The 22,732-nt window shown below is 63.4% G+C and carries 23 protein-coding genes and 1 tRNA gene; 10 read left to right on the plus strand and 14 right to left on the minus strand.

The annotated features are described in order from the left end of the window. Nucleotides 1-11: 11 nt before the first annotated feature. Nucleotides 12-1,268: an SAM-dependent methyltransferase gene (locus ATB98_RS14015; RefSeq protein ID WP_066875564.1), complete on the minus strand. Its 1,257-nt coding sequence runs from the start codon at nucleotides 1,266-1,268 to the stop codon at nucleotides 12-14. 530 nt (nucleotides 1,269-1,798) lie between these two features. Here ATB98_RS14015 and ATB98_RS14020 point away from each other — a divergent pair. From ATB98_RS14020 to arsC, 4 genes are all read left to right on the plus strand, one after another. After that, nucleotides 1,799-2,794: a glycerophosphodiester phosphodiesterase family protein gene (locus tag ATB98_RS14020; RefSeq protein ID WP_066874615.1), complete on the plus strand. Its 996-nt coding sequence runs from the start codon at nucleotides 1,799-1,801 to the stop codon at nucleotides 2,792-2,794. Between the two features lie 67 nt (nucleotides 2,795-2,861). Beyond that, a complete protein-coding gene (locus ATB98_RS14025) occupies nucleotides 2,862-3,218 on the plus strand; it encodes an ArsR/SmtB family transcription factor (RefSeq protein ID WP_066874617.1) in 357 nt (118 codons plus the stop codon). A 72-nt stretch (nucleotides 3,219-3,290) separates the two neighbouring features. Then, complete coding sequence (gene aqpS / locus ATB98_RS14030; RefSeq protein ID WP_066874619.1) at nucleotides 3,291-3,992, plus strand: aquaglyceroporin AqpS; 702 nt, start codon at nucleotides 3,291-3,293, stop codon at nucleotides 3,990-3,992. Continuing rightward, complete coding sequence (gene arsC, locus ATB98_RS14035; protein WP_066874621.1) at nucleotides 3,989-4,414, plus strand: arsenate reductase (glutaredoxin); 426 nt, start codon at nucleotides 3,989-3,991, stop codon at nucleotides 4,412-4,414. Before aqpS ends, arsC begins: the two co-directional genes overlap by 4 nt. A 107-nt stretch (nucleotides 4,415-4,521) precedes the next feature. Here the strand turns inward: arsC and era are convergent, their stop codons facing one another. From era to rpoZ, 8 genes are all read right to left on the minus strand, one after another. Further along, nucleotides 4,522-5,451: a GTPase Era gene (era, locus tag ATB98_RS14040; protein WP_066874624.1), complete on the minus strand. Its 930-nt coding sequence runs from the start codon at nucleotides 5,449-5,451 to the stop codon at nucleotides 4,522-4,524. Nucleotides 5,452-5,459: 8 nt separating this feature from the next. Beyond that, nucleotides 5,460-6,176, minus strand: coding sequence for a ribonuclease III (gene rnc / locus ATB98_RS14045; protein ID WP_153435784.1), 717 nt, complete (start codon nucleotides 6,174-6,176; stop codon nucleotides 5,460-5,462). Next, on the minus strand, nucleotides 6,176-6,919 hold the full coding sequence (gene lepB / locus ATB98_RS14050) for a signal peptidase I (RefSeq protein WP_066875566.1): 744 nt from the start codon (nucleotides 6,917-6,919) through the stop codon (nucleotides 6,176-6,178). Before lepB ends, rnc begins: the two co-directional genes overlap by 1 nt. Before the next feature lie 167 nt (nucleotides 6,920-7,086). Next, on the minus strand, nucleotides 7,087-7,506 hold the full coding sequence (acpS, locus tag ATB98_RS14055; RefSeq protein ID WP_066874626.1) for a holo-ACP synthase: 420 nt from the start codon (nucleotides 7,504-7,506) through the stop codon (nucleotides 7,087-7,089). Further along, on the minus strand, nucleotides 7,503-8,060 hold the full coding sequence (locus tag ATB98_RS14060) for a DUF2062 domain-containing protein (RefSeq protein ID WP_066874628.1): 558 nt from the start codon (nucleotides 8,058-8,060) through the stop codon (nucleotides 7,503-7,505). Before ATB98_RS14060 ends, acpS begins: the two co-directional genes overlap by 4 nt. A gap of 329 nt (nucleotides 8,061-8,389) precedes the next feature. Next, nucleotides 8,390-8,542 (minus strand): DUF3563 family protein, encoded by a 153-nt coding sequence (locus ATB98_RS14065; RefSeq protein ID WP_066874630.1) that lies wholly within the window; start codon nucleotides 8,540-8,542, stop codon nucleotides 8,390-8,392. Between the two features lie 138 nt (nucleotides 8,543-8,680). Continuing rightward, entirely contained in the window at nucleotides 8,681-10,906 is a 2,226-nt protein-coding gene (locus ATB98_RS14070; RefSeq protein ID WP_066874631.1) for a RelA/SpoT family protein, read from the minus strand. A 108-nt stretch (nucleotides 10,907-11,014) separates the two neighbouring features. Continuing rightward, complete coding sequence (gene rpoZ, locus ATB98_RS14075; RefSeq protein ID WP_066874633.1) at nucleotides 11,015-11,422, minus strand: DNA-directed RNA polymerase subunit omega; 408 nt, start codon at nucleotides 11,420-11,422, stop codon at nucleotides 11,015-11,017. A 466-nt stretch (nucleotides 11,423-11,888) separates the two neighbouring features. Here rpoZ and ATB98_RS14080 point away from each other — a divergent pair, with 466 nt between their 5' ends. After that, nucleotides 11,889-12,467 carry a LabA-like NYN domain-containing protein gene (locus ATB98_RS14080; protein ID WP_066875567.1) on the plus strand — a complete coding sequence of 193 codons (579 nt, stop codon included), beginning with the start codon at nucleotides 11,889-11,891 and terminating at the stop codon, nucleotides 12,465-12,467. 378 nt (nucleotides 12,468-12,845) lie between these two features. Here the strand turns inward: ATB98_RS14080 and smpB are convergent, their stop codons facing one another. Together smpB and dapA are read right to left on the minus strand one after the other, a co-directional pair. After that, nucleotides 12,846-13,325, minus strand: a complete 480-nt coding sequence (gene smpB / locus ATB98_RS14085) for an SsrA-binding protein SmpB (RefSeq protein WP_066874634.1) — start codon at nucleotides 13,323-13,325, stop codon at nucleotides 12,846-12,848. Further along, entirely contained in the window at nucleotides 13,325-14,209 is an 885-nt protein-coding gene (gene dapA / locus ATB98_RS14090; protein WP_066874636.1) for a 4-hydroxy-tetrahydrodipicolinate synthase, read from the minus strand. The genes smpB and dapA overlap by 1 nt, the downstream gene beginning before the upstream one ends. 400 nt (nucleotides 14,210-14,609) lie before the next feature. On the opposite strand from dapA, the gene ATB98_RS14095 reads away from it, so the two are divergent. From ATB98_RS14095 to ATB98_RS14105, 3 genes are all read left to right on the plus strand, one after another. Next, complete coding sequence (locus tag ATB98_RS14095) at nucleotides 14,610-16,694, plus strand: lytic transglycosylase domain-containing protein (RefSeq protein WP_066874638.1); 2,085 nt, start codon at nucleotides 14,610-14,612, stop codon at nucleotides 16,692-16,694. A 126-nt stretch (nucleotides 16,695-16,820) separates the two neighbouring features. Beyond that, the gene (locus tag ATB98_RS14100; RefSeq protein WP_066875568.1) at nucleotides 16,821-17,300 is read left to right on the plus strand and encodes a BA14K family protein; all 480 of its coding nucleotides are present in this window, start codon (nucleotides 16,821-16,823) and stop codon (nucleotides 17,298-17,300) included. A 263-nt stretch (nucleotides 17,301-17,563) separates the two neighbouring features. After that, the gene (locus ATB98_RS14105; protein WP_153435781.1) at nucleotides 17,564-18,391 is read left to right on the plus strand and encodes an alpha/beta fold hydrolase; all 828 of its coding nucleotides are present in this window, start codon (nucleotides 17,564-17,566) and stop codon (nucleotides 18,389-18,391) included. A gap of 112 nt (nucleotides 18,392-18,503) precedes the next feature. Here ATB98_RS14105 and ATB98_RS14110 read toward each other — a convergent pair whose 3' ends face one another. Then, nucleotides 18,504-19,535 carry a porin gene (locus tag ATB98_RS14110; RefSeq protein ID WP_066874643.1) on the minus strand — a complete coding sequence of 344 codons (1,032 nt, stop codon included), beginning with the start codon at nucleotides 19,533-19,535 and terminating at the stop codon, nucleotides 18,504-18,506. A 687-nt stretch (nucleotides 19,536-20,222) separates the two neighbouring features. After that, nucleotides 20,223-20,576, minus strand: coding sequence for a PilZ domain-containing protein (locus ATB98_RS14115; RefSeq protein WP_084435497.1), 354 nt, complete (start codon nucleotides 20,574-20,576; stop codon nucleotides 20,223-20,225). A gap of 294 nt (nucleotides 20,577-20,870) precedes the next feature. Here ATB98_RS14115 and ATB98_RS14120 point away from each other — a divergent pair. Together ATB98_RS14120 and ATB98_RS14125 are read left to right on the plus strand one after the other, a co-directional pair. Further along, nucleotides 20,871-20,960: transfer RNA gene (locus ATB98_RS14120), tRNA-Ser, on the plus strand. Between the two features lie 198 nt (nucleotides 20,961-21,158). Continuing rightward, a complete protein-coding gene (locus ATB98_RS14125) occupies nucleotides 21,159-22,280 on the plus strand; it encodes a pyridoxal phosphate-dependent aminotransferase (RefSeq protein WP_066874645.1) in 1,122 nt (373 codons plus the stop codon). Between the two features lie 69 nt (nucleotides 22,281-22,349). Here ATB98_RS14125 and ATB98_RS14130 read toward each other — a convergent pair whose 3' ends face one another. After that, nucleotides 22,350-22,616 (minus strand): SEL1-like repeat protein, encoded by a 267-nt coding sequence (locus ATB98_RS14130; protein ID WP_066874647.1) that lies wholly within the window; start codon nucleotides 22,614-22,616, stop codon nucleotides 22,350-22,352. Nucleotides 22,617-22,732 lie beyond the last annotated feature (116 nt).

The following is a 22,732-nucleotide window of genomic DNA, read 5'->3' on the forward strand; positions in this document are numbered from 1 at the left end:
CGACGGCCGCGCTAGACCGCGACGAGTTCCAGCCGCCGGCGCGTCTTTTCGAATTCAAGCAGTTCCCGCTCCTTCGCCTCGATATAGTCGCGCGAGACAGGCACCGTCTCCAGCGACGGCGAGAGCTGGAGTTGGAAGATGAAGTGCTTGTCGTAGAGGAAGGCGGTTTCGGAGGCGGCAAGATAGAATTCCCACATGCGGAAGAAGCGCTCGTCATAGAGCCTTATCGCCTCTTCGCGCCGCGCCACGAAGCGCTCGCGCCAGGCGCGCAGCGTCCAGGCATAGTGCATCGGCAGGATCTCGATGTCCTTGACGAGCAGGCGCGTGCTCTCGACCCGAGGCAGCACCTCCGAGAGGGCGGGAATATAGCCGCCGGGGAAAATGTATTTCTCGATCCAGGGATTCGTGGCCCAGGGCTTGTAGACCTGGCCGATCGAATGCAACAGCATCACCCCGTCAGGCTTCAGGAGCTCCTTCATCTTGCGGAAGAAGGCGCCGTAGTTGCCGATGCCCACATGCTCGAACATGCCGACGGAGACGATGCGATCGAACTGCCGCCCCTGCATGGTGCGATAGTCCTGCAATTCGAACCGCACGCGATCGGCGAGCCCGCGCCTTTCTGCGCGCTCGCGCGAGACCTTCAACTGCTCCTCGCTGAGCGTGATGCCGGTGACCTCGACGCCCGAGGACTCGGCGAGGTACATCGCCATGCCGCCCCAGCCGGAACCGACCTCCAGGACGCTCTGCCCGGGTTCCAGCAGAAGCTTCGCCGCGATGTGCCGCTTCTTGGCGCGCTGCGCCTCGTCGAGCGATATGCCCGGCGGATGGAAATAGGCGCAGGAATATTGCCAGTCCTCATCGAGGAAGAGATTGAAGAGCTTGCCGTCCAGATCGTAATGATGGGCAACGTTGTAGCGGTTCCGGTTGACCGGCAGCCGGCTCTTAACCTGCTGGCGCAGCACGTGCCCCAGCGCGACGATAGAGTTGGCGAAGGTTGCTGCCTTTTCGACGCCATTGCTCTTGATGATCGACAGGACTTCAAAAATGTCGCCGTCCTCGACGACGACGCGACCCTCCATGTACATTTCCCCGAACTTCAGCCCGGGGTCGTACAGTATTGCCCTTTCCGCCTGAGCGTCGGTTATGCGTATGGCCGCAGGCTTGCCCGTGCCATCACCCAGGACCACTTTCTCTCCCGATGAAAAAACGACCGTCAGACTTCCCTTCTGGACAAGACGGCGAAGCAACTTCAACAATGCTGCATTCATTTCCAACCTCAGCGCCAGACCGACAACCATCTGGTTCTTCCGCATGGAGCGCGGGGCGGTTCGGTCGCTTCCGGAAGGGTGCGCCGGGAAACAGCGCCGATGTGTCCAGAAGCAGCGAGTAACCGGCTCGGGCCAAGCCTCACGGCTTCCGCCGGGCCGCGCGGACGCGGCGGCCCGGCCGCGGAATGTCGTCAGGCCAGCCCAACGGGCTCCTATCCATCAGAACTTACATTAACTTAGCTGCGTTCGGCCGTTATTCAATGGGGCTTTTTTGTGGCCCCTCAAAGATTTGCTTCCTTAGCAAATGAGAAAGAACTGATCCTCATGCTAGGATCGGCGGCCTATAGGCCGGCGCGTATTATCAGACGCGCGTGGCAGCGCTGGCGTTGCATCACGGGCTTCGAACGCCTAACTCCCATGTATGGGAAGGCCGGCCATCGCGCGCCGAGACGCAGATCCGACCGGCGTGCCGCCGGCGACATCGTCACGCCCACATTTTCGGGCAAGCCGTCGCGAGAGGAGGAATCACGATGAAGAAGGTCGCTGCCGTCGCGCTCGTCGTCATCGCCCTGGTGTGGCTCCTCAACACGTCGCTTCTGGCAACGCCGCCCGCCGGCGCGCCGAAAATCCTCGCCCATCGCGGCATCCACCAGGTCTTCGACCTGGATGATGTCGGAAACGACACCTGCACCGCCGAGCGCATCGAGCCGCCGCGACACGGCTACCTCGAGAACACGATCGCATCCATGCGCGCGGCGCTCGACAGAGGCGCCGATGTCGTCGAGCTCGATGTCCACCTTACTCCGGACCGCCAGTTCGCCGTCTTCCACGACTGGACGCTCGATTGCCGGACGAACGGAACCGGCGTCACCGAAGAGACGCCCATGTCGAAGCTGAAGACGCTCGATATCGGCTACGGCTACACCGCGGACGGCGGCAAGACCTATCCCTTCCGCGGCCGGGGTACGGGCCAGATGCCGACGTTGACGGAGGTTTTCACCGCCCTTCCAAATGGCCGCTTCCTGATCAATTTCAAAAGCGAGCGGCGGGAGGAAGGCGCGACCCTTGCCGTTCTTCTCCGGTTCCACCCGGAATGGCGCAAACAGGTCTTCGGCGTCTATGGCGGCAGCGCCCCGACCCAGGAGACCCTACGCCTGATACCCGGGCTGAAGGGCTACGACCGGCAGTCGACGCTCGCCTGCCTCGGCCGTTACGTGGCCTATGGCTGGACCGGCATCGTGCCGGAGGCGTGCCATGACACGCTGATCATAGTGCCCAGCAACTACGCCCCGCTCCTCTGGGGATGGCCGAACCGTTTCGCCGCCCGCATGCAGGCCGCGGGAAGCGAGATCATCCTTCTTGGCCCCCACGGCGGCGACTTCACCTCGGGCATCGACAGTGCCGCAGACCTGTCGCGGGTTCCCGACCACTTCGCGGGCTACGTCTGGACCAACCGGGCAGAGACGATCGCGCCGCTCCTCGGCCGGCATCCCGCCGCGTCGACCGATCAGGCCAACCGGCAATAGCCGCGCGCTCGCCAGCGCGAGCGAAGGGCGCTTGCATCGATCTCAATATGTCGATATATCCCGACATATGGACGCTTCCGACGCAATCACAGCCCTCGCCGCCCTTGCGCAGCCAACACGGCTCGACGCGTTCCGGCTCCTCGTGAAGCACGAGCCGGATGGTCTGGCGGCGGGCGAAATCGCACGCCTCCTCGAAGTGCCGCACAACACCATGTCGACGCATCTTGCGCAGCTGCAGCGCGCGGGGCTGGTGACGACGGAGCGACAGAGCCGGTCAATAATCTACCGTGCCGACCTCGTCGGATTGCGCCGCGTCATCAGCTTCATGCTCAAGGATTGCTGCGCCGGGCATCCGGATCTTTGCGTCCCGCTGATCGCCGATCTCAGGCCATGCTGTCTGTCAAGGGAGGAGACCCATGCCTGACTCGTCTACAATGCCTTCTTTCTTTGTACCGGCAATTCGGCGCGCAACATGGACTGCAGATAGGACGAAGTAATGCAGGAATTCGATCTGAGACGCCGCTGCGCGGCGGAGGCGCTTGGCACCGGCCTTCTCGTCGCCGCCGTCGTCGGTTCGGGGATCATGGCCGACAGCCTGACAGGCGACGACGCGCTGGCGCTCGTCGCCAATACCCTCGCCACGGGCGCGATCCTCATAGTCCTGATCACGATCCTCGGCCCAGTGTCCGGCGCCCATTTCAATCCGGCGGTGTCACTGATCTTCGCCCTTTCCGGCGACCTCAAGCGGCGCGACTGCGGGCTTTATCTGGTTGCACAGGTCGCCGGAGCCGTCGCCGGCACAGTCGTGGCACACCTCATGTTCGATCTTTCACTGCTCGACGTCTCGGTGAAGATGCGCACGGGGGCCGCACAATGGCTCTCGGAGGCGATCGCGACCTTCGGGCTCACCGCCACCATCCTTGCCGGGCTCCGCTTTCGGCGCGAGGCGGTGCCGTGGCTCGTCGGCCTCTACATCACCGCGGCCTACTGGTTCACGGCGTCCACGTCCTTCGCCAATCCCGCGGTGGCCCTGGCGCGATCGTTGACCAACACCTTCTCGGGCATCCGCCCCGTCGACCTGCCGGGTTTCATGATCGCGGAATTGCTCGGGGCCGTTTGCGCGCTCTCGCTGATGACCTGGCTCCTGCGGCCGGCCCGGCCCGTCGAAACTCCAACTTCCGCCGAGGTAACCCCATGAACGTCACCATTTACCACAATCCAACCTGCGGCACCTCACGCAACACGCTCGCGATGATCCGCAATGCCGGGATCGAGCCGAGGGTCGTCGAATACCTCAAGACTCCCCCTTCCCGCGACGAGCTGAAAGCGATGATCGCGGCGGCCGGGCTGACGTTGCGCGAGGCCGTCCGGGAGAAGGGAACACCGTTCGAAGAGCTCGGCCTTGGCGATCCGGCGCTCGGCGAAGAGGAACTGCTCGATGCGATGATCGAGCATCCGATCCTGATCAATCGCCCCTTCGTGGTCACGCCGCTCGGCGCGCGCCTGTGCCGTCCCTCCGAGGTCGTGCTCGACATCCTGCCGGATACGCACAAGGGCCCGTTCGTCAAGGAGGACGGCGAAGCCGTGCTCGATGCCGAGGGCAAGCGCGTCAACGATTAGATCGGGATGCGCTCACATGTGTTCGCGCTACCGCTCTATCCATTTGTTTTGCCGCATTTGTGCGACGTCAGATGATTCCACCTGACTGCAAAATGCTCCAGCGCTGATTATTTCGGGAACTCGAGCCCCATCTCGCGGAAGCGTTCCGGATCGTCGCCCCAGTTCTCGCGCACCTTGACGAAGAGGAAGAGGTGCACGGGCTGCTCCAGGATTTCCGAGATCTCCTTGCGGGCGGCGGTCGAGATCGCCTTGATCGCCTCCCCGCCCTTGCCGAGCGCGATCTTCTTCTGGCTCTCGCGCTCCACGTAGATCACCTGCTCGATGCGCACGGAACCGTCCTTGCGCTCCTCCCACTTCTCCGTCTCCACGTGAGACGCATAGGGAAGCTCCTGGTGCAGCCGCAGGAACAGCTTCTCGCGGGTGATCTCGGCGGCGAGCTGGCGCATCGGCAGATCGGAAATCTGGTCCTCCGGATAGTACCAGGGCCCTTCCGGCAGCGCCTCGGCAAGATAGTCCATCACGTCGTCGCAGCCGGAGCCGGACAGCGCGGAGATCATGAAGGTGCGCTCGAACGCGACCTTTTCGTTGGCCGCGGCCGCGAGCTTCAGGAGGTCCTCGGGGCGGACGCGGTCGATCTTGTTCAGCACCAGGATCTTCGGTTGCGGAACCTCCTTCAGGCCCTTGAGGATCGCCTCGGCATCGCCCTTCAGCCCGCGCTCGCTGTCGATCAGCAGCATGATCAGGTCGGCATCCTTGGCGCCGCCCCAAGCGGTCGTCACCATGGCGCGATCGAGCCGGCGTCGCGGCTTGAAGATGCCGGGCGTGTCCATGAAGACGATCTGGGCGTTGTCGTGGATCGCGATGCCGCGGATGATCGCGCGGGTCGTCTGCACCTTGTGGCTGACGATCGATACCTTCGCGCCGACGAGGCGGTTGACCAGCGTCGATTTACCGGCATTCGTCGCACCGATCAGCGCCACGAAGCCCGAGCGCGTCGGCGCGGCGCCGACGGTCGTATCATTTTTCGTTTCCGTCATGGTTTCCGTCAATTTCCGGCAGATCGCTTCTGCCAAACACCTTCACGTTCCAGCAATCTCGTGGCGGCGATCTGCTCGGCGCCGCGCTTGGAACGATCGGTCCCCGTCTCCGGCGCGAGCCCGTCGACCTCGACGGTCACGGTGAAGCGCGGATCGTGATCGGGGCCGGAACGATCGTCCGTCCTGTATTTCGGCGCGACGCCGTACTTGGCATGCGCCCATTCCTGCAGTTCCGTCTTCGCGTCGCGGCGGGCACCGTCTGCGCTCGCGGCCCGATGCGTCCAATGCCTGAGCACAAAACGCCGTGCGGCCTCGATGCCGCCATCGAGGTAGATGGCGGCGATCAGCGACTCTACCACATCGGCGCGCACATTCATCATGTGCTTGCCGGTGATCTTCTTCACGTCGGAGCCGGTCCGGATGAATTCGTGAAGCGAGAGCTCGTCCGCCACCTTGGCGCAGCTCTCGGCACTCACGAGCTGGTTCAGCCGAACCGAAAGCTCGCCTTCATTGGCGTCGCTGAACGTCTGGAACAACAGTTCCGCCACGCAGAGACCAAGCACGCGGTCACCGAGGAATTCGAGACGCTGGTAGTTGATCGCCCGACCGCTCCTGGCGCTCGAATGCGTCAGCGCCCGGTCAAGACGCTCCTTCTCAGCGAACTGGTAACCGATCGCGGCCTCGAGCCGCGCCCGGTCCTCCACGCTCAACGAGCGGCCCTTCATCAGTGGACGACCTTGAACAGCCGATCGTAACGCAGGTTCGCCGGCCATTTCCAGACTTCCCGGAAGGACGTGTCGTTGCCGAGCGAGAAGAAGATCAGGCTCGCGCGGCCGACCAGGTTTTCCGCCGGAACGAAGCCGACGTCGAAGCGGCTGTCGGCGGAATTGTCCCGGTTGTCGCCCATCATGAAATAGTGGCCTTCGGGGACGATGAACTCGCGGGTGTTGTCGCCGCGCGAATCCGGAAACGCGTCAAGCGTGTCGAAAGAGACGCCGTTGTCCAGCGTCTCGCGGTAAACCGGGGTGTCGCCGCCCGTATCGTACTGGTCGTCGGCGCAGAAGGTGCCGTCCGGCACACGATCGACCGGCTTGTCGTTGACGTAGAGGATGCTGTTCCGGACCTGGATGCGGTCGCCCGGCAGGCCGACGAGCCGCTTGATGTAGTCGATGTCCGGGTTCGGCGGGAAACGGAAGACGACGATATCGCCGCGTTCCGGCTCGCTTGCGAAGATCCGGCCGCTGAAGAGGTTCGGCGAGAACGGCAGCGAGTATTTCGAATAGCCGTAAGCGAACTTGTTGACGAAGATGTAGTCGCCGACGAGCAGCGTCGGCATCATCGAACCGGACGGGATGGTGAAGGGCTGGAAGAAGACGGTCCGGATGACCACGGCCAGGAGCAGCGCCTGGATGATGACCTTTACATTCTCCCAGAGGCCGCTCTGCTTCGCTTCTGTCTTCTCTTCCACTCTCAGTTTTTCCTTGTCGTCCTGTCCGGGAGGCACCCGCTCGTCGCGCTTCAACATTGGTCTGCGCCCCTGAACTGTTCGTGCTGGCGCGGCGCTCGCGCAATCCGATCTATATGTCGCCGGTCCCCCGCGCTTCAAGCGTTGGCCCGGACTTCTCGGCAAGTGCTCTAAACCGTTCCCTCCACGGGGGCAACCGGGAGCGCCTCGATAATCACGAAAGCTTGTGCCAGCGGGAAATCGTCGGTGATCGTCAGATGGATGGCGGCGCGATGTCCGACGGGCAGAATGTCCTGGAGCCGCGCCGCGGCGCCGCCGGTCAGCTGCATCGTCGGCTTTCCGCCCGGCATGTTGACGACGCCCATGTCCTTCCAGAAGACCCCCTGGGCCAGGCCGGTGCCGAGCGCCTTGGAACAGGCCTCCTTGGCCGCGAAACGCTTGGCATAGGAGGCCGCGCGGTTCTTGCGGGCTTCCGATTTGGCGATCTCGATATCGGTGAAGCACCGATTGACGAAGCGCTCGCCGAACCGCTCGAGCGAATTCTCGATGCGGCGGATGTCGATGAGATCGCTGCCGATGCCGATGATCATGATGAACGTCCGACCCTTTGCGTCCGCGCCCGCCGACGTCGCTCCTGGAAGAGCCGGGCCGCCTGGTAGGAAAGCGGGTAGAAGATGACGGCGCCGGTCGCAGCAAGCGGAAGCGAGCCGATGAGCATCGGCTTGAAGACCGGCCCCCAAAGCTTGTCGAGCTCCATTTGCTCGAACATCCGGGCGATTTCGGCGCCGCCGAGGGCGGGTGTTGCCGGCGGCTCCGCGAGGACGATACCGAGCTCATAGGACGCCGTCAGGATCACCGGAATCGTGATCGGATTGGCGAGTGCGGTGGTGATCGCCGCCGCGAGCAGGTTGCCGGAGAAGACCGAAGCGACGAGGACCGCAAGAACGATGTGCAGGCCAAAGAAGGGCGTGAAGGACGAGGCGGCGCCCGCAGCCACGCCGACCGCGATCGAATGCGGAGACGAATTCAGCCGGAGGACGCGCAAGCCGATGTACCGGAACCCGCGCGACAGCCCCTTGCGCGGCCAGAGAAACGCGCGGAGTCTTTCGGACGTCGTTACCGGTTTTCTGCGCCTGAATAACATTGTGCCGTCACGACCGCATCTTTAAGCGGGTCACGCCTCCAACCGGGGCGCGAGCCCGCACCTTGAAACGCCGCATGTCTGCGTCCTTGATGCGAGACGATCCAGGAACACATGCAGTAGGAATCATGCGGTAGACGGCCCGTCCGCCTTTCGCGGGCCGCAAGATAGGCGCGACACAGGCCGCATGCAAGCCGATGCGAAGGGCGGCAAAACCGCGCACGCCGTAGCGCCAGCCGGCCTGGCCAGGCGCCATTCGTCGGCGGGCGTTCTTTGGTATCGCGGCGAAAGGCAGCGTGTGCACGCGCCTTTTGCGACGTGCCCGTTCCGGATCAGAAGCCGTTGCGGAACAGGCCGCGATCGATCTGACGCTGACGGTATTCGAGATCGATGCGATCGACGGAGCCGTTCAGATAGGCGATTTCGCGCTCTTCGGTGGTGGGAACGTGCAGCGCACGGGTGATCTTCTTCAACTGCTTGAACATGGCAAACCTCTTCGTTTACCTCCCGACGCAGAAGATAGTTCATAGGCATGGGCGCCACCAGCGCCAGGACACGGGCGGCAGGCATGCGCTGCGCGCATGACGCCCGGATCGCCCGGCACCGCGGCCCGCCGTTGGCGCCTATTCGAACAGGCGCTTGACCAGCGAAATGCTCGGCAGATCCTTGAGCTGCGCCATCAGATGATTGAGCTGACGCAGATCCCAGACTTCCAGATCGAATTGCATCTCGGTGAAATCGGCGGCGACCCGCCCCATGGAAAGCGAGCGGATGTTGACGTCGGTGGTGGCGATCGCCTGGGCGATTTCGGCCAGCGTGCCGGGCTCGTTGAGCGCACTGACCGCGATCCGTGCCATGAAGCGGCTGCTGTTCGCCTCGTCCAGATCCCAGCGCACGTCGATCCAGCGTTCGGGTTCGTCATCGAACTTCTGCAGGATCGGCGACTGGATCGGATAGATGGTGATGCCCTTGTCCTTGTCCATGATGCCGACGATCCGGTCGCCCGGAACGGCGCCGGCGGGGCTGAAGTGGACCTCCGCATTGCCGGAAAGCCCGCGGATCGGCAATGCTTCCGGCCCCTCTACCTGGCCTGCCGCGACCGCCTCCTTGGAACGCTCCGGCAGCTTGAACACCATGCCGGCGGCGCTGCGCATGTTGAACCAGCCGTCGTCGGCGCTGGGCTTGACCGTCACCCGTTCGTCCTGGTGGTCGGGGAAGACGGCGCGCAGCACGTCGAGCGAAGAGAGTTCGCCGCGGCCAACGGCCGCGATCGCGTCCTCGACTTCCTTCTGCCCGAGCCGGTGCAGCACCGGCTTCAGCGCGTCGCGCGAGAAGATCTTGCCGGCCCGCTCGAAGGTTCGCTCCAGGATGCGGTAGCCGAGGCCGGCATATTGCTTGCGGACGGCGGCGCGGGTTGCCCGGCGAATGGCCGCGCGCGCCTTGCCGGTGACGACGATCTCCTCCCATGCCGGCGGCGGCACCTGGATGCCCGAACGGATGATCTCCACCTCGTCGCCGTTGTTGAGCCGCGTCACCAGCGGCATGATGCGGCCGTTGATCTTGGCGCCGACGCAGGTGTCGCCGATATTGGTGTGGACGGCATAGGCGAAGTCGATCGGCGTCGCGCCGCGCGGCAGCGCGATCAATTGGCCCTTTGGGGTGAAACAGAAGACCTGGTCCTGGAAGAGCTCGAGCTTGGTGTGCTCGAGGAACTCCTCCGGATTGTCGCCTTCGGCGAGCGACTCGATCGTGCGGCGCAGCCATGAATAGGCATTCGACGTCGGCGAGCGCGTCGCGTCGCCGGATACGGTGTCCCGATCCTTGTAGAGCGCGTGCGCGGCGATGCCGTATTCGGCGATTTCGTGCATGCGTTTCGTTCGGATCTGCAGTTCGATGCGCTGGCGCGACGGGCCGATGATCGTCGTGTGGATCGACTGGTAATCGTTCTGCTTCGGCGTCGAGATATAATCCTTGAAGCGCCCCGGCACGACGCGCCAGCGGGTGTGGACGATGCCGAGCGCCCGGTAGCAGGAGGGAATGTCGCAGACGATGATGCGGAAGCCCCAGACGTCCGACAGTTGCTCGAAGGAAAGCGACTTCGACTGCATCTTGCGGAAGACCGAATAGGGCTTCTTCTGCCGCCCCTTGACCTGCGCGTCCTTCAGCCCCTCGCCCTGGAGCAGCTCGCTCAGTTCCTCCTCGATCTTCCTGATCAGGCCCTCGTTGCGCTCGGAAAGTTCCTGCAGTCGCCGGGTTACGGTTTCGAAAGCCTCCGGATTGATGTGGCGGAAGGCGAGGTTCTCGAGCTCCTCGCGCATGTCCTGCATGCCCATGCGCCCGGCCAGCGGCGCATAGATGTCCATTGTCTCCTCGGAGATGCGGGCGCGCTTGTCTGCCGACATGTGATCGAGCGTGCGCATGTTGTGCAGGCGGTCGGCGAGCTTGACGAGCAGCACGCGCACGTCGTCGGAAATGGCGAGCAGCAGCTTGCGGAGATTTTCCGCCTGCTTGGCCTTCTTGGTGACGAGGTCGAGCTTCTTGATCTTGGTGAGGCCCTCGACCAGCGCACCGATATCCTCGCCGAAGAGATCGTCGATCTCCTGGCGCGTGGCGGTCGTGTCCTCGATCGTATCGTGCAGCAGCGCGACCGCGATCGTCGATTCGTCGAGGCGCATCTCGGTCAGGATCGCCGCCACTTCGAGCGGATGGGAAATGTAGGGATCGCCGCTTGCCCGCTTCTGCTGGCCATGCTTCTGCATCGCGTAGACATAGGCCTTGTTCAGCAGGGCCTCATTGACGTCGGGCTTGTATTTCTGCACGCGCTCAACGAGCTCGTATTGGCGCATCATACGCTGGCGGCTCCAGTGGAATCAGGCACATAAACATAAAAAAGTGCGCCAATCATACGAGTGGCGCACTGCTGCGAAACACGTTGGAACGGGCGTTCCGGACGGATCTCAGTAGTCGTCGCTCTTTTCCGGGGGGACGAGGCCTTCGATACCGGCAAGCAGCTCTTCCTCGGACATGCGGTCGAAGGTGAGCGCTTCCGGCTGGTCCTCGTCCTCGGCGGTTTCGGTGAAGGCCGCAGCCGCTTCGGTCGGGGCGAGCGAGGCCGCATCGGGTTCCGGCTCGTCCACTTCCACATGCTTCTGCAGCGAGTGGATCAGATCCTCCTTCAGATCGCCGGGAGAAAGCGTTTCGTCGGCGATCTCGCGCAACGCAACGACCGGATTCTTGTCGTTGTCGCGATCGACGGTGATCGGCGCACCTTGCGAAATCAGGCGTGCGCGATGGCTGGCAAGCAGGACGAGTTCGAAGCGGTTCTCGACCTTGTCAATGCAATCTTCGACGGTGACGCGGGCCATGGCCTGTCCTTTACGACTTAGGAGGCGCGGCGGCGTGCCGCGCATGATTAACGACGCGAAACCGGATCGGCCGCTGGCGCGGCCCCATCAGCTCCGATTTCTGGAATTAGTCGCTCGGATACAATCAAAACAACATAAGTTCAAGTTTTTCCTGCACCGACGCTCACACCATCGCTCGCCACATGTTAAAATACGACACCTGCGGGTTGCCGTGGGACGTCACAGACACTGATTGTATTTCGTGATATCCTAGTACAAACAGCAGCGGCAATCGCAAATTGAAGTGTGGACGAACTGCAGCGACTGCTAAAACTAGCTATAGTCGTCACGCGCCGGTTGGCATAATGCGTGGCATGACCTACATTATTTGCAATATAAGCAACTGTTAATGTACTCCGGCTATTTGCTGCGCAGCCTCCGTGGGTCGGTGCGGGTCAATGTGCAGGGCATGGAAAAGGAAGTGACGATGTTCGATCCGCGCGAGAAATTAGCTCTTTTCATCGATGGCGCCAATCTGTACGCCGCATCGAAGAGCCTGGGTTTCGACATCGACTACCGCAAGCTGCTCAAGGCTTTCCAGAAACGCGGCTATCTGCTTAGGGCCTACTACTACACGGCATTGATCGAAGACCAGGAATATTCCTCGATCCGCCCGCTGATCGATTGGCTGGACTATAACGGCTACAAGGTCGTCACCAAGCCGGCGAAGGAATTCACCGACTCGCTCGGACGACGGAAGATCAAGGGCAACATGGACATCGAACTGGCGATCGACGCCATGGAGCAATCCGAGACCGTCGACCATCTGGTGATCTTCTCCGGCGACGGCGATTTCACGACGCTCGTCGAGGCCCTGCAGCGCAAGGGCCGCAAGGTATCCGTCGTCTCGACGATGTCGACGCAGCCACCGATGATCGCCGACGACCTGCGCCGCCAGGCCGACCACTTCATCGACCTCGCAACGCTCAGAGGCGAGATCGGCCGCGACCCCTCCGAACGCGTGCAGCGCCCGGTCGAACCCGTTGCCGACGACGTCGAGCTTTAGGTTCGGTAATCTACATAAAGGCTGCGACGAGTTGTCTGCCCCTAACCCTCTCCCCGCAGGCGGTGAGAGGTGACTGGGAGTGCGCCGCGAGTCTCCTTCGCCCCGCTTGCGGGGAGAAGGTGGCCGGCAGGCCGGATGAGGGCAGAAGCGCCCTCCAACGCACAGTAAAGCGCCTCTGAATGAATGTATTCATGCGACGCGCTTCAGGTGTTTTTATCCATGTCGTGTCGCGGCCCCAAACCGCCGCATATTCCTGGGCGACATGCACTTAGAGCCGGAATGCGCTCACATGCGTTCGCGCCACCGCCCTATCTGCTTGCTTTTTGCCGCATTTGTACGACGTCAGGTGATTCCACCTGACTGCAAAATCACTAGGCCTCAGCCGCGTTCCTTCAGCAGACGGTTCTTCTGCCGGTTCCAGTCGCGCTCCTTCGAGGTCTCGCGCTTGTCGTGCAGCTTCTTGCCCTTGCCGAGCGCCAGTTCCAGCTTCGCCCGGCCCCGCTCGTTGAAATAGATCCGGAGCGGGATCAGCGACATGCCTTCGCGGTTGACCGCGCCCTGCAGGCGGTTCACCTCGCGCTTCGACAAGAGCAATTTGCGGCGGCGCCGGGTCTCGTGATTGAAGCGGTTGGCCTGCAGGTATTCGGGCAGGTAGGAATTGATCAGCCAGATCTCGCCGCCCTCGTCGGTGGCGTAGGATTCCGAGATATTGGCCTTCCCCTCGCGCAGCGACTTCACCTCCGTGCCGGTCAGCACGAGACCAGCCTCGTAGGTGTCGACGATCTCGTAGTTGAAGCGGGCCTTGCGGTTTTCCGCCACGACGCGTTTGACCGTGCGTTCGCTGCCTTTCGGAGCCATCAGTTCATCAATCCCGCATGCCGGAGCGCTGCGTCGATCGCCGCTTCCGTCTGGGGCTCGAGCGTCGGCAGCAGGGGCGAGCGGACGGTGCGGCCCATCCTTCCAAGGCGGTGGAGCGCGTATTTCGCGCCGCAGAGGCCCGGCTCCATGAAGATCGCCTTGTGAAGCGGCATCAACTTGTCCTGATACTCCAGCGCCTTGGCGAAATCGCCTCTAAGGGTCGCCTCCTGGAATTCGGCGCAGAGCCGCGGCGCGACATTGGCGGTGACGGAAATGCAGCCGACGCCGCCATGCGCATTGAAGCCGAGCGCCGTTGCATCCTCGCCCGAAAGCTGCACGAAATCCTTGCCGCAGGCCATGCGTTGTTCGGAAACGCGCTCGATCTTGCCGGTCGCATCCTTGACCCCGACGATCGTCGGATAGGCCTTCGCCAGCGCCGCCATGGTCTCGACGCTCATGTCGACGACCGAGCGGCCGGGAATGTTGTAGATCACGATCGGCAGCTTCACGCTTTCGGCGATCGCGGCATAGTGGGCGAAGAGGCCCTTCTGCGTCGGCTTGTTGTAATAGGGCGTCACGACGAGGACGGCATCCGCGCCGGCCCTTTCCGCATGCTGCGCAAGCTCGACCGCTTCGATCGTGTTGTTGGAGCCGGCGCCGGCGATGACCGGCACCCGTCGCGCGGCCGCCTCGACGCACAGCTCCACGACCTTCTTGTGCTCGTCATGGGACAACGTCGGTGATTCGCCCGTGGTGCCCACCGGCACGAGGCCGTGGCTGCCCTCTTTTATCTGCCACTCCACATGCGCGACGAAACCATCCGCATCGACCGAGCCTGTGGTCGTGAACGGCGTTACGAGTGCGGGAATGGAACCCTTGAACATGCACAACTCCTGCCGGCCGAACGGGCGAATACACCCACGCTTTGGCCGCAATCGACGGTTAAAAAACTGCCGCACCATAATCATGTGAAGTGGCTGCGGCAAGCGTCGCGACGATGCATTTCGTCCCGGCTCCCAACCCATGACGCGATCGAGACGAACCGCGCACCGGCGCCGGATGCGGGAGGACCGAGGATCGCGAAGAGCGCGCTGCCATTTGCGACGGCCGGCCAATCCGCTAACGTTTCGTTAGCCGATATGGCCGCAAATCCAGCATCGGCCCGAAAATCGGAATCGATCTTCGGAGAGCACGATGCGTCGATGCAAAGTGTTACAGCGTCCTTTGAGCGTCTGATAAGACGCGCGGCGCTGTAGTGTGAGACGGGGAACCACGGGGCTCTTGATGCGCGGAATTCTGTTTCTGCCTGTCGCCGCCATGATCGGGGCAGCGATGCTGGCCGCTTCGGCCGGCGCGGCCGAGAGCCGGATACCGGTGCCGACGAGCAAGCCCGGCCCCTCGGGCAAATCAGGCCCCTCGAACAAATCAGAACAGGCCGCAACCGGTGAGGCGACCGGAGCGATACCGGCCGCTGCCGCCCAAATCGCTCAGGACCTGAAGGCCGGCCTCGATGCCTTGTCCAACCGGCAGCCGGCAGCGGCACTCGCTGTCCGCGACCAGATGCCGGCCGGGACGCTCGACCGGCACATCCTCACCTGGGCGATCGCCGTCTCGGGACAGAAGGATATTCCGTCCTTCGAGATCGCCGAAGCGCAGCGCGAGCTCAAAGGCTGGCCGGGCCTCAAGACGTTGCGGGCCCATTCGGAACGGGCACTCTACAGGGAGGATCCGCGCGCCGCGGACGTCATCGCCGCCTTCGGCACGACCCGTCCGGAGACGGCGGAGGGGGCGATCATCCTTGCGCGCGCGCTGGTGGCCGAGGGCAAGACCGCGGCGGCCGCCGAACGGCTGCGCGCCCTCTGGCAGAAAGAGCTGCTCGACAAGGGCACGGAAACGAAAATTCTCGCGGAGTTCCCCGCTCTGCTGACCGCGGACGACCACAGGCGACGGATGGAGACGCTGCTTTATCGCGGCCGCATCGAGCAGGCCGGACGATTCGGCGATCTCGGCAAGGCGCAATCGCTCTTGCGTGCCTGGGCGGCAGTCATCCGCGGCGGCGACAATGCCGCGGCGGCGGTGGCAGCCGTCGATCGCTCCTGGCACGACGATCCCGCCTATCTCTTCATTCGCGTCATGCTTCTGCGAAAGCAGGAGAAATACGAGGAAGCCGCGGCGCTTCTCGCCCGGATGCCGAAGGACGGCGACGCCCTCGTCAATCCCGGAGCATGGTGGACGGAACAGCGCATCGTCAGCCGCGGCCTCATCGACAAGGGTGACTTCCGCGGCGCCTACCGGATCGCCGCCAACCATGCGGCGACCCGGGCGGCAGACGTCGTCGACGCGGAGTTCCACGCGGGATGGTATGCCCTTCGCGGGCTTGAGGAGCCGGCAACGGCCGCGCGCCATTTCCGCAAAATCCTCGAGGCTTCGAACCGGCCGATCTCAGCCGCGCGCGCCTGGTATTGGCTGGGACGCGCCGCCGAGGCCGGCGGACCCGGAGATGCGGGCGCCTTCTTCGACAAGGCGGCGCGCTACCCCGGCACATTCTACGGGCAGCTCGCCGCCACGCGTCTCGGCCGCTCGTCGCTCGATGTCCGCTATCCCTCGCCCACGGAGGAAGATCGCATCCGCTTCGAAGGGCGCGGGGCCGTCAAGGCGATCGGCCAGCTCGAAGCCGCCGGGCACGGCTGGCGCGCGGACAGCCTCTATCGCGCGCTTGCCGAGGAGCTGACCAGTCCCGGAGAGCTCGCGATCCTGGCGGCGCGGGCGGAGAACACGGGCAATCACCAGCTTTCCCTGCAGGTCGGCAAGATCGCCTTCGGTCGCGGGATCGACGTGGCTGCGCTGGCTTTCCCGATCGGCGTCATTCCGGCGAGCGCCGATATCAGCGGCGCCGGCAAGGCGCTCGCCTATGCAATCGCCCGGCAGGAGAGCGCCTTCAATCCGGCGGCGGTCTCGGCGGCGAACGCCCGCGGCCTCTTGCAGCTTCTGCCGGGCACGGCCAAGGGCGTCGCCGGCCGCTACGGCCTCGCCTATTCCAGCGACCGCCTGACGACGGACGCCGGCTACAATGCGACGCTCGGGGCGCATTATCTCGGCGAACAGATCGACAGCTTCGGCGGCTCCTACATCCTGACCTTCATCGCCTACAATGCCGGCCCGCGTCGCGTCCCGGAATGGCTCGCCCGTTACGGCGACCCGCGCGGCAAGCCGATCGACGAGGTCGTCGACTGGATCGAGCGCATTCCTTTCGAGGAGACCCGCAACTACGTCCAGCGGGTCATGGAGAACTACCAGGTCTACAAATCCCGCCTCGGGCAGGAGACGGACATCGTCTCGGATTTGCGCATTGGGCGGCAGTCGCGTTAGGCTCCTGTCGGCCACGCATAGGTGGTCAAATCTTCGTGATTCGGCGCTAAGCCATGGCACAAAACAGCTTTTCAGCCATTTTCCCGTGGAAAGGAATCCCTTTTTCCGAGGGAAATGGTGAGGCCGATGAAGACCTTGGCAATTGTGGCTCTGTCGCTGGCGACGGCGATCAGCAGCGTTCCTCCCGCGGAAGCGTTCCCAGTCGTACCAGCGATCAAGGCGCAGGCCGCGGACATTCAACAGGCGCAGTTCACCTACGAGCGTGGCGAAGCCCGCAAGAGCGGCAGATGCAGCTTCCCCGGCGGCTGCCAGCGGATGTGGGTTCCGCGCGGTCATCGCGGCGGCTATTCGAACTATCGCCGCTATCACCGACGCCACTATCACGACGACGATAACGATCTCGGCGCTCTCTTCGGCGGTCTTGCGGCCGGCGCAATCGTCGGCGGCCTGCTTGCCCAACCGCGCTATTACGGCCCGACATATTACGGCGGGGGCAATGCCCATACCCGCTGGTGCTACGCGCGCTACAGATCCTATCGAGCCTGGGACAATACCTTTCAGCCGTACTATGGACCGCGGCGCCAGTGCAATTCGCCCTACGGGTGAGCCGAGGAACCTGAACCAGCTCGTCCTGGCTTGAATGCCTTCCGGACGTAAAGGCCTGGAGCCGCCCCCCCTGGCAGGCAGCAGCCGGAGCCGTCCGCTTCTTCCTCGGGGGCTGACTCGGCCTTGCGGTTCGAGATTCAAAAGCTACGATCCACCTACGCTCGCGTCTTATCGAACGCGAGCGTAGTGCCGATTTTGGATGCAGGGAGCCGTTCGTGGATCGTGGAGAGTTTCGGGAACACCGTTTTCGAGCGGCGGACGGCTTGGAACTCTATGCAAGGTCCTATGGGCCGGAAGCACGCGGGTGCGCCAAGCCGATCGTCTGCCTGCCCGGCCTCACACGCAACTCCCGCGATTTCCACGCCATCGCCTGCTTTCTCGCCTCGCCGGCGGGCGGCAGCCGTTCCGTCATCGCCCTTGACTACCGTGGCCGTGGCAATTCCGCACGCGATCACGACAAGACCCGCTACACGATCGCGATCGAGGCGTCCGACGTCATCGCCGCTTGCGGGCATCTGCAGATCGACAGGGCGATCTTCATCGGCACCTCGCGCGGCGGCCTGATCCTCCATCACCTGATCGGCATCGCCCCTGCCCTGATCGACGGCGTCATCCTCAATGATATCGGGCCGGTCGTGGAAATCGAGGGCCTGCTCAAGATCAGGGACTATCTCCAGGCTGCCAAGGGACCCGAAAGCTGGGCGGCCGCGCCTCGTTATCTGCGAGCCGTCCATGGAGGCGATTTCCCGGCCCTCAACGAGCAGGACTGGCAGGAAATGGCAAGAGCCATCTACCGCGACGAGGGCGGGGCGCCGGTTGCCGACTTCGACCCTGCGATCGCCGCACCGCTGCAGGCGCTGAAAGGCAATACCCCGCTTCCCGATCTCTGGCCGCAGTTCGATGCCTTCGCCGGTTTGCCGATGATGGTCATTCGCGGCCAGCACTCCAGGCTGTTGTCTCAGTCCACGGTGGAAGAGATGGCACGCCGGCATCCGGAACTTGTCGCGTTGACCGCCCGCGGACAGGGCCACGCGCCGCTGTTGCACCTCGACGGGCCGAGAGAGGCGATCGCCGCTTTTGTCCAGCAATAAGCCGGCCGCCCGCCGCCCGGCGTTCACGCCGAGGCGCTGCGAACGGCGCCAAAACGAAAAAGCCCGGCTTTGTGGAGCCGGGCTTTCCCTTACTGACCGAGGTCAGGTCAGATTAGAAGTCACGCTGCAGACGGACGAAGCCGCTGACGAAATCGTCAGAGTTGTCGGCGTCGTTGTACTGAACCGACACGCGGCTAGCGAGGCCTTCGGTGATCTTGTAGTCAACCGTTGCACCAGCGCGCCATGCATCGTCGTTGCCGAAGCTGGTGAGCGAGTCCTGCAGGTTACCCCAGTACTGAACGCCGGGGGTGATTGCGAGCTTGTCGGTAGCGTTCCAACGGTAGGAAGCAGCAACCGTCCACTCGGAGTCATCCCAGTAGGCGTTCGGGTCGGATGCCCAGATGGCAGCAGCCTGAAGGGTGCCCGGGCCGATGTCTGCGGAAACCAGGCCGCGGATCGCGCCTTCTTCGAATTCGGTGTCGTAGCCGCCGAGCAGGTCGACGCTTACGCCGCCGAGCGTAGCGGAAACGATGCCGGCAATGCCAACGCCGTTCGGCTTCGTGGAGGTGCCTTCGAGCTCATCGATAGACACACCAGCCTGGAAGGTGCCGCCATCATAGATGTAGGCAACCGAGTTGAACTCGGTGACGTTGCCGAGCGTGTCGGTTTCGCCGTTCAGGCCCTTATCCCACCAGCTGTAGAAGAAGCCGGCCTTGAAGCCGCCGAGCTGGATGTAGGCTTCGTCGACGTCGAACAGGCTGTCGCCAGCGTCAACGGCGTCGGTGTCAGCGTTTGCTTCCATTGCGAAGAAGCCGGTGAGCGTGCCGTACTCGGTGTCGCTCTTGGCGTCGAACGAGATGTAAGCGCGGGAGAAGACATCCCAATCAGAGGTGCCAGCGGTGCCCCAGCCGATCTTGTTGTTGACGGCGTCCGGACCAAAGTCACCCTGAACGCGGATGAAGCCGCCGATCTTGAGGCAGGTTTCCGTGCCCGGGATGTAGAAGTAGCCCGTGCCGAAAGCGTCGCAGACGCGAACGTATTCCATGGGTTCCGGCTCAGCGGCGACGATAGCGTCAGCTGCCTGCGCGCCGGAGACTGCTGCGAGAGCAGCAGCGGAGCCGAGAAGAAGGCTCTTGATGTTCATTTCTGACCTCCAGTCAAAAGTTTCAAACGGGTCTGGGTTTCTTTGCTGAAGGACAGCGTTCCCTGCCCCATCCCCAACGTTCAAGAAGTCGGACGATCAACCGCCCTTGCTTCCGGAGTTGAAAATACAAAACCGATTGGGGTGCGCAACGGCCAACTTGTCTGATCAACTCCTTTGCGCTGCCCTTCCCTGATCCCTGTTGCTGAAACGACACAAAATCGCCCCAGACGGCCCGAGAGGCTTAACAAAGCATTAAGAAAATCCTTTGGCCACGGGGGGTTAGCGCGAGCGCGAGCGCCCCCTTCTGTGTCGAAAAGAGGCAGAAAATGGCCGAAAACAGGGGCAGAACCGGGCAATGCCGGTTGTTTCGCTGCCGGCTCTGCACCCGCGCTGCCCGACCGGCAAGGCGGCCCGGCGGGGTGGAGTCGATGCGTTTTGCGCGATTCTCAACAGAATCAACGGAGAAGGAATCGCCGCCCGGCGACAGAGAGGCGCGGCACGGGATAGCCGCGCGTCGAGGCGTGGGCGCGATTCGCGCGCATCCTGCCGGATAGGATGAACCGTGATTCCTGGAGACGGGCGTTGGCCGGAGACCCCCTGTGAACAGCGTGCATGCGTCGGGCCGCAGAGAAGGCGCCGAAAGCGTCTCCTGATTTATCCGCACGCTCCACTTCCGGCCGGCATGCGTCAGAGGCCGCTCGCGAATTGCATGCGGATCAGCCGGCTTAGGAATTCCGGCGCCAGGAGCATGTTGAAGCGCACGCCGAGTTCGGTGCCGCTGCGATGCACTTCGGCGCAGCCGATCTCCTCCTTCAATCCGTCGATCTCCAGGAAGAAGTGTTTCGGCAGCAGGATTGCGGCATTGAAATCGAGCATGGCGCCGCCGATCGAGATGTGGCGCAGAAGGCAACGATACCTCGTCTTCGCCTTCAACAGCTGGCCGATGACGAGAATACGGCAGGGTCGCTCGATGAAATAATGCGGGTAGACCACGGCCTTCTCGCCGGATCTCGCTTGTGCGCGATGCATGATCATCGACATGCCAGGCTCCGGAAATAAATGTCCTTCGATCTTCCACCGGAGGCCGCGACGAAGAATCGCGGTCGACATGCAGAGCCTTCGCGACGCCGCTTGCCTCAGCCTTGCGAAAGGCGCCCGTCCCGGTTCGACCGCCTGCAACGAGCATCCCGCGCAGTTGCCCCGCACGGGACGGCTTCTTATATGAGAGAGGCAGCTCAGCCGCGTCGTTCGCAACAGATGAAAATGGAGCGATTTCCCGAAATCCGACAAAAAAATCTTGCATTGAGGACGCGGTGACACTAGTCAGGCGCTAACGGAGAGGTGGCCGAGTGGTCGAAGGCGCTCCCCTGCTAAGGGAGTATACCGGAAACGGTATCGAGGGTTCGAATCCCTTCTTCTCCGCCATTTCCTTTCTGTCCAGCCCGGAGACCTGAGCGGCGAATCGCAGCTCGACGGCTGTCGGCTTTACCGCCTGCGGGGAACAATTCCAGCCATCCCACCGACCACTCTTGCGCCCATCTTTCTTTGCGCAGGCCGATTCCGATTCGCCGGCTGATAGGTTAAGTTCCGCGGCGCCCTTGCGAATGGAGTCGCCTTTTAAAGATGTCCGCATTCTTACGCTTCACGCCGCTCATCCAGTCCCTCCCCGCCACCGTTCCCTTCGTCGGGCCGGAGGCCATCGAGCGCCAGCGCGGCCGCAGGATCGCCGCGCGCATCGGCGCCAACGAGAGCGGCTTCGGTCCCGCCGGGTCGGTGCTGGTCGCCATCGAAACGGCGGCCAGCGAGACCTGGAAATATGCCGATCCGGAGAATCACGACCTGAAGCATGCGCTTGCCGCGCATCTCGGCATCTCTGCCGCGAACATTGCCATCGGAGAAGGAATCGACGGCCTGCTCGGACAGATCGTACGCCTCGTCATCGAGCCGGGCGCACCGGTCGTAACCTCGTTCGGAGGTTATCCGACCTTCAACTATCATGTCGCCGGCCACGGCGGGCGGCTCGTCGCGACGCCCTATGTCGACGACCGGGAAGATCTCGAGGGATTGCTCGCCGCGGTGAAGCGCGAAAACGCTCCGCTCGTCTATTTCGCCAATCCCGACAATCCGATGGGAAGCTGGTGGCCGGCCGAACGCGTGGTCGAATTCGCCGAGGCCTTGCCTGAAACGACCCTCCTCATTCTCGACGAGGCCTATTGCGAAACGGCGCCAGCGGGGACGCCGCCGTCGATCGAAAGCCTTATCGACAAGCCCAACGTCATCCGCACGCGCACCTTCTCAAAGGCCTACGGCCTTGCGGGGTCGCGCGTCGGATACGCGCTGGCGACACCCGGGACCGCTCAGGCCTTCGACAAGATCCGCAATCATTTCGGGATGAACCGCATCGGCGTTGCGGCGGCGATCGCCGCCCTGGCGGATCAGGACTATCTGAAGGAGGTCCTGGTCCGAATCTCGACGTCGCGCGAGCGCATTGCCGGAATCGCCCGGGCCAACGGGCTCGTCCCGCTTCCGTCGGCGACGAATTTCGTCGCCGTCGATTGCGGACGGGATGCGGCTTACGCGCGGGCCATCGTCGACCGGTTGATGAGCGACCACGGGATTTTCATCCGCATGCCCGGCGTCGCCCCTCTCAATCGCTGCATTCGGATCAGCACGGGTCCTGAAGGCGAAATGGACCTGCTTGCCGCGGCCCTTCCGGACGTGCTCAAAAGTCTCGCTGCCGCCTGAGATCGGCGGCAGCCGCCCGCAACTCCCGCTTGGGGCGGGATGCGCGCATCCGCGGCCGACGCGGCGAAATCAGTGCATGGTCATCCATTCGCGCGCCGCCCGGAGCGCGGCGGCGAGATCGGTCTTGCTCATCGTCGCGGCGAGGTCGGCGCGCAGGTCGGCGGCGCGGTCCGAACCCCTGATGGCGGCGATGTTCAGCCACTTGTGCGCCGCCACGAGGTCGACCGGCCGTCCGCGGCCCATGGCATAGGCAAGGCCCATCTCGCAAAGTGCATCGGCCCGATTGTCGCCTGCGACCGCGTCATGCGAAACGATATCGATGTCAAAGCTTGCCATTTGTCCTGTCCCTGTCGTTCTTCATTCGTCCAGCCGAGCCGGCACGCCCGTTTAGGGCGAGCCTGGCTTCAGCTCGATATTTTTTGATCCCTGTTCAGTCCTGCCTCTTGGCGGGC

This window comes from Sinorhizobium saheli, assembly GCF_001651875.1.
GTDB classification, from domain to species: domain Bacteria; phylum Pseudomonadota; class Alphaproteobacteria; order Rhizobiales; family Rhizobiaceae; genus Sinorhizobium; species Sinorhizobium saheli.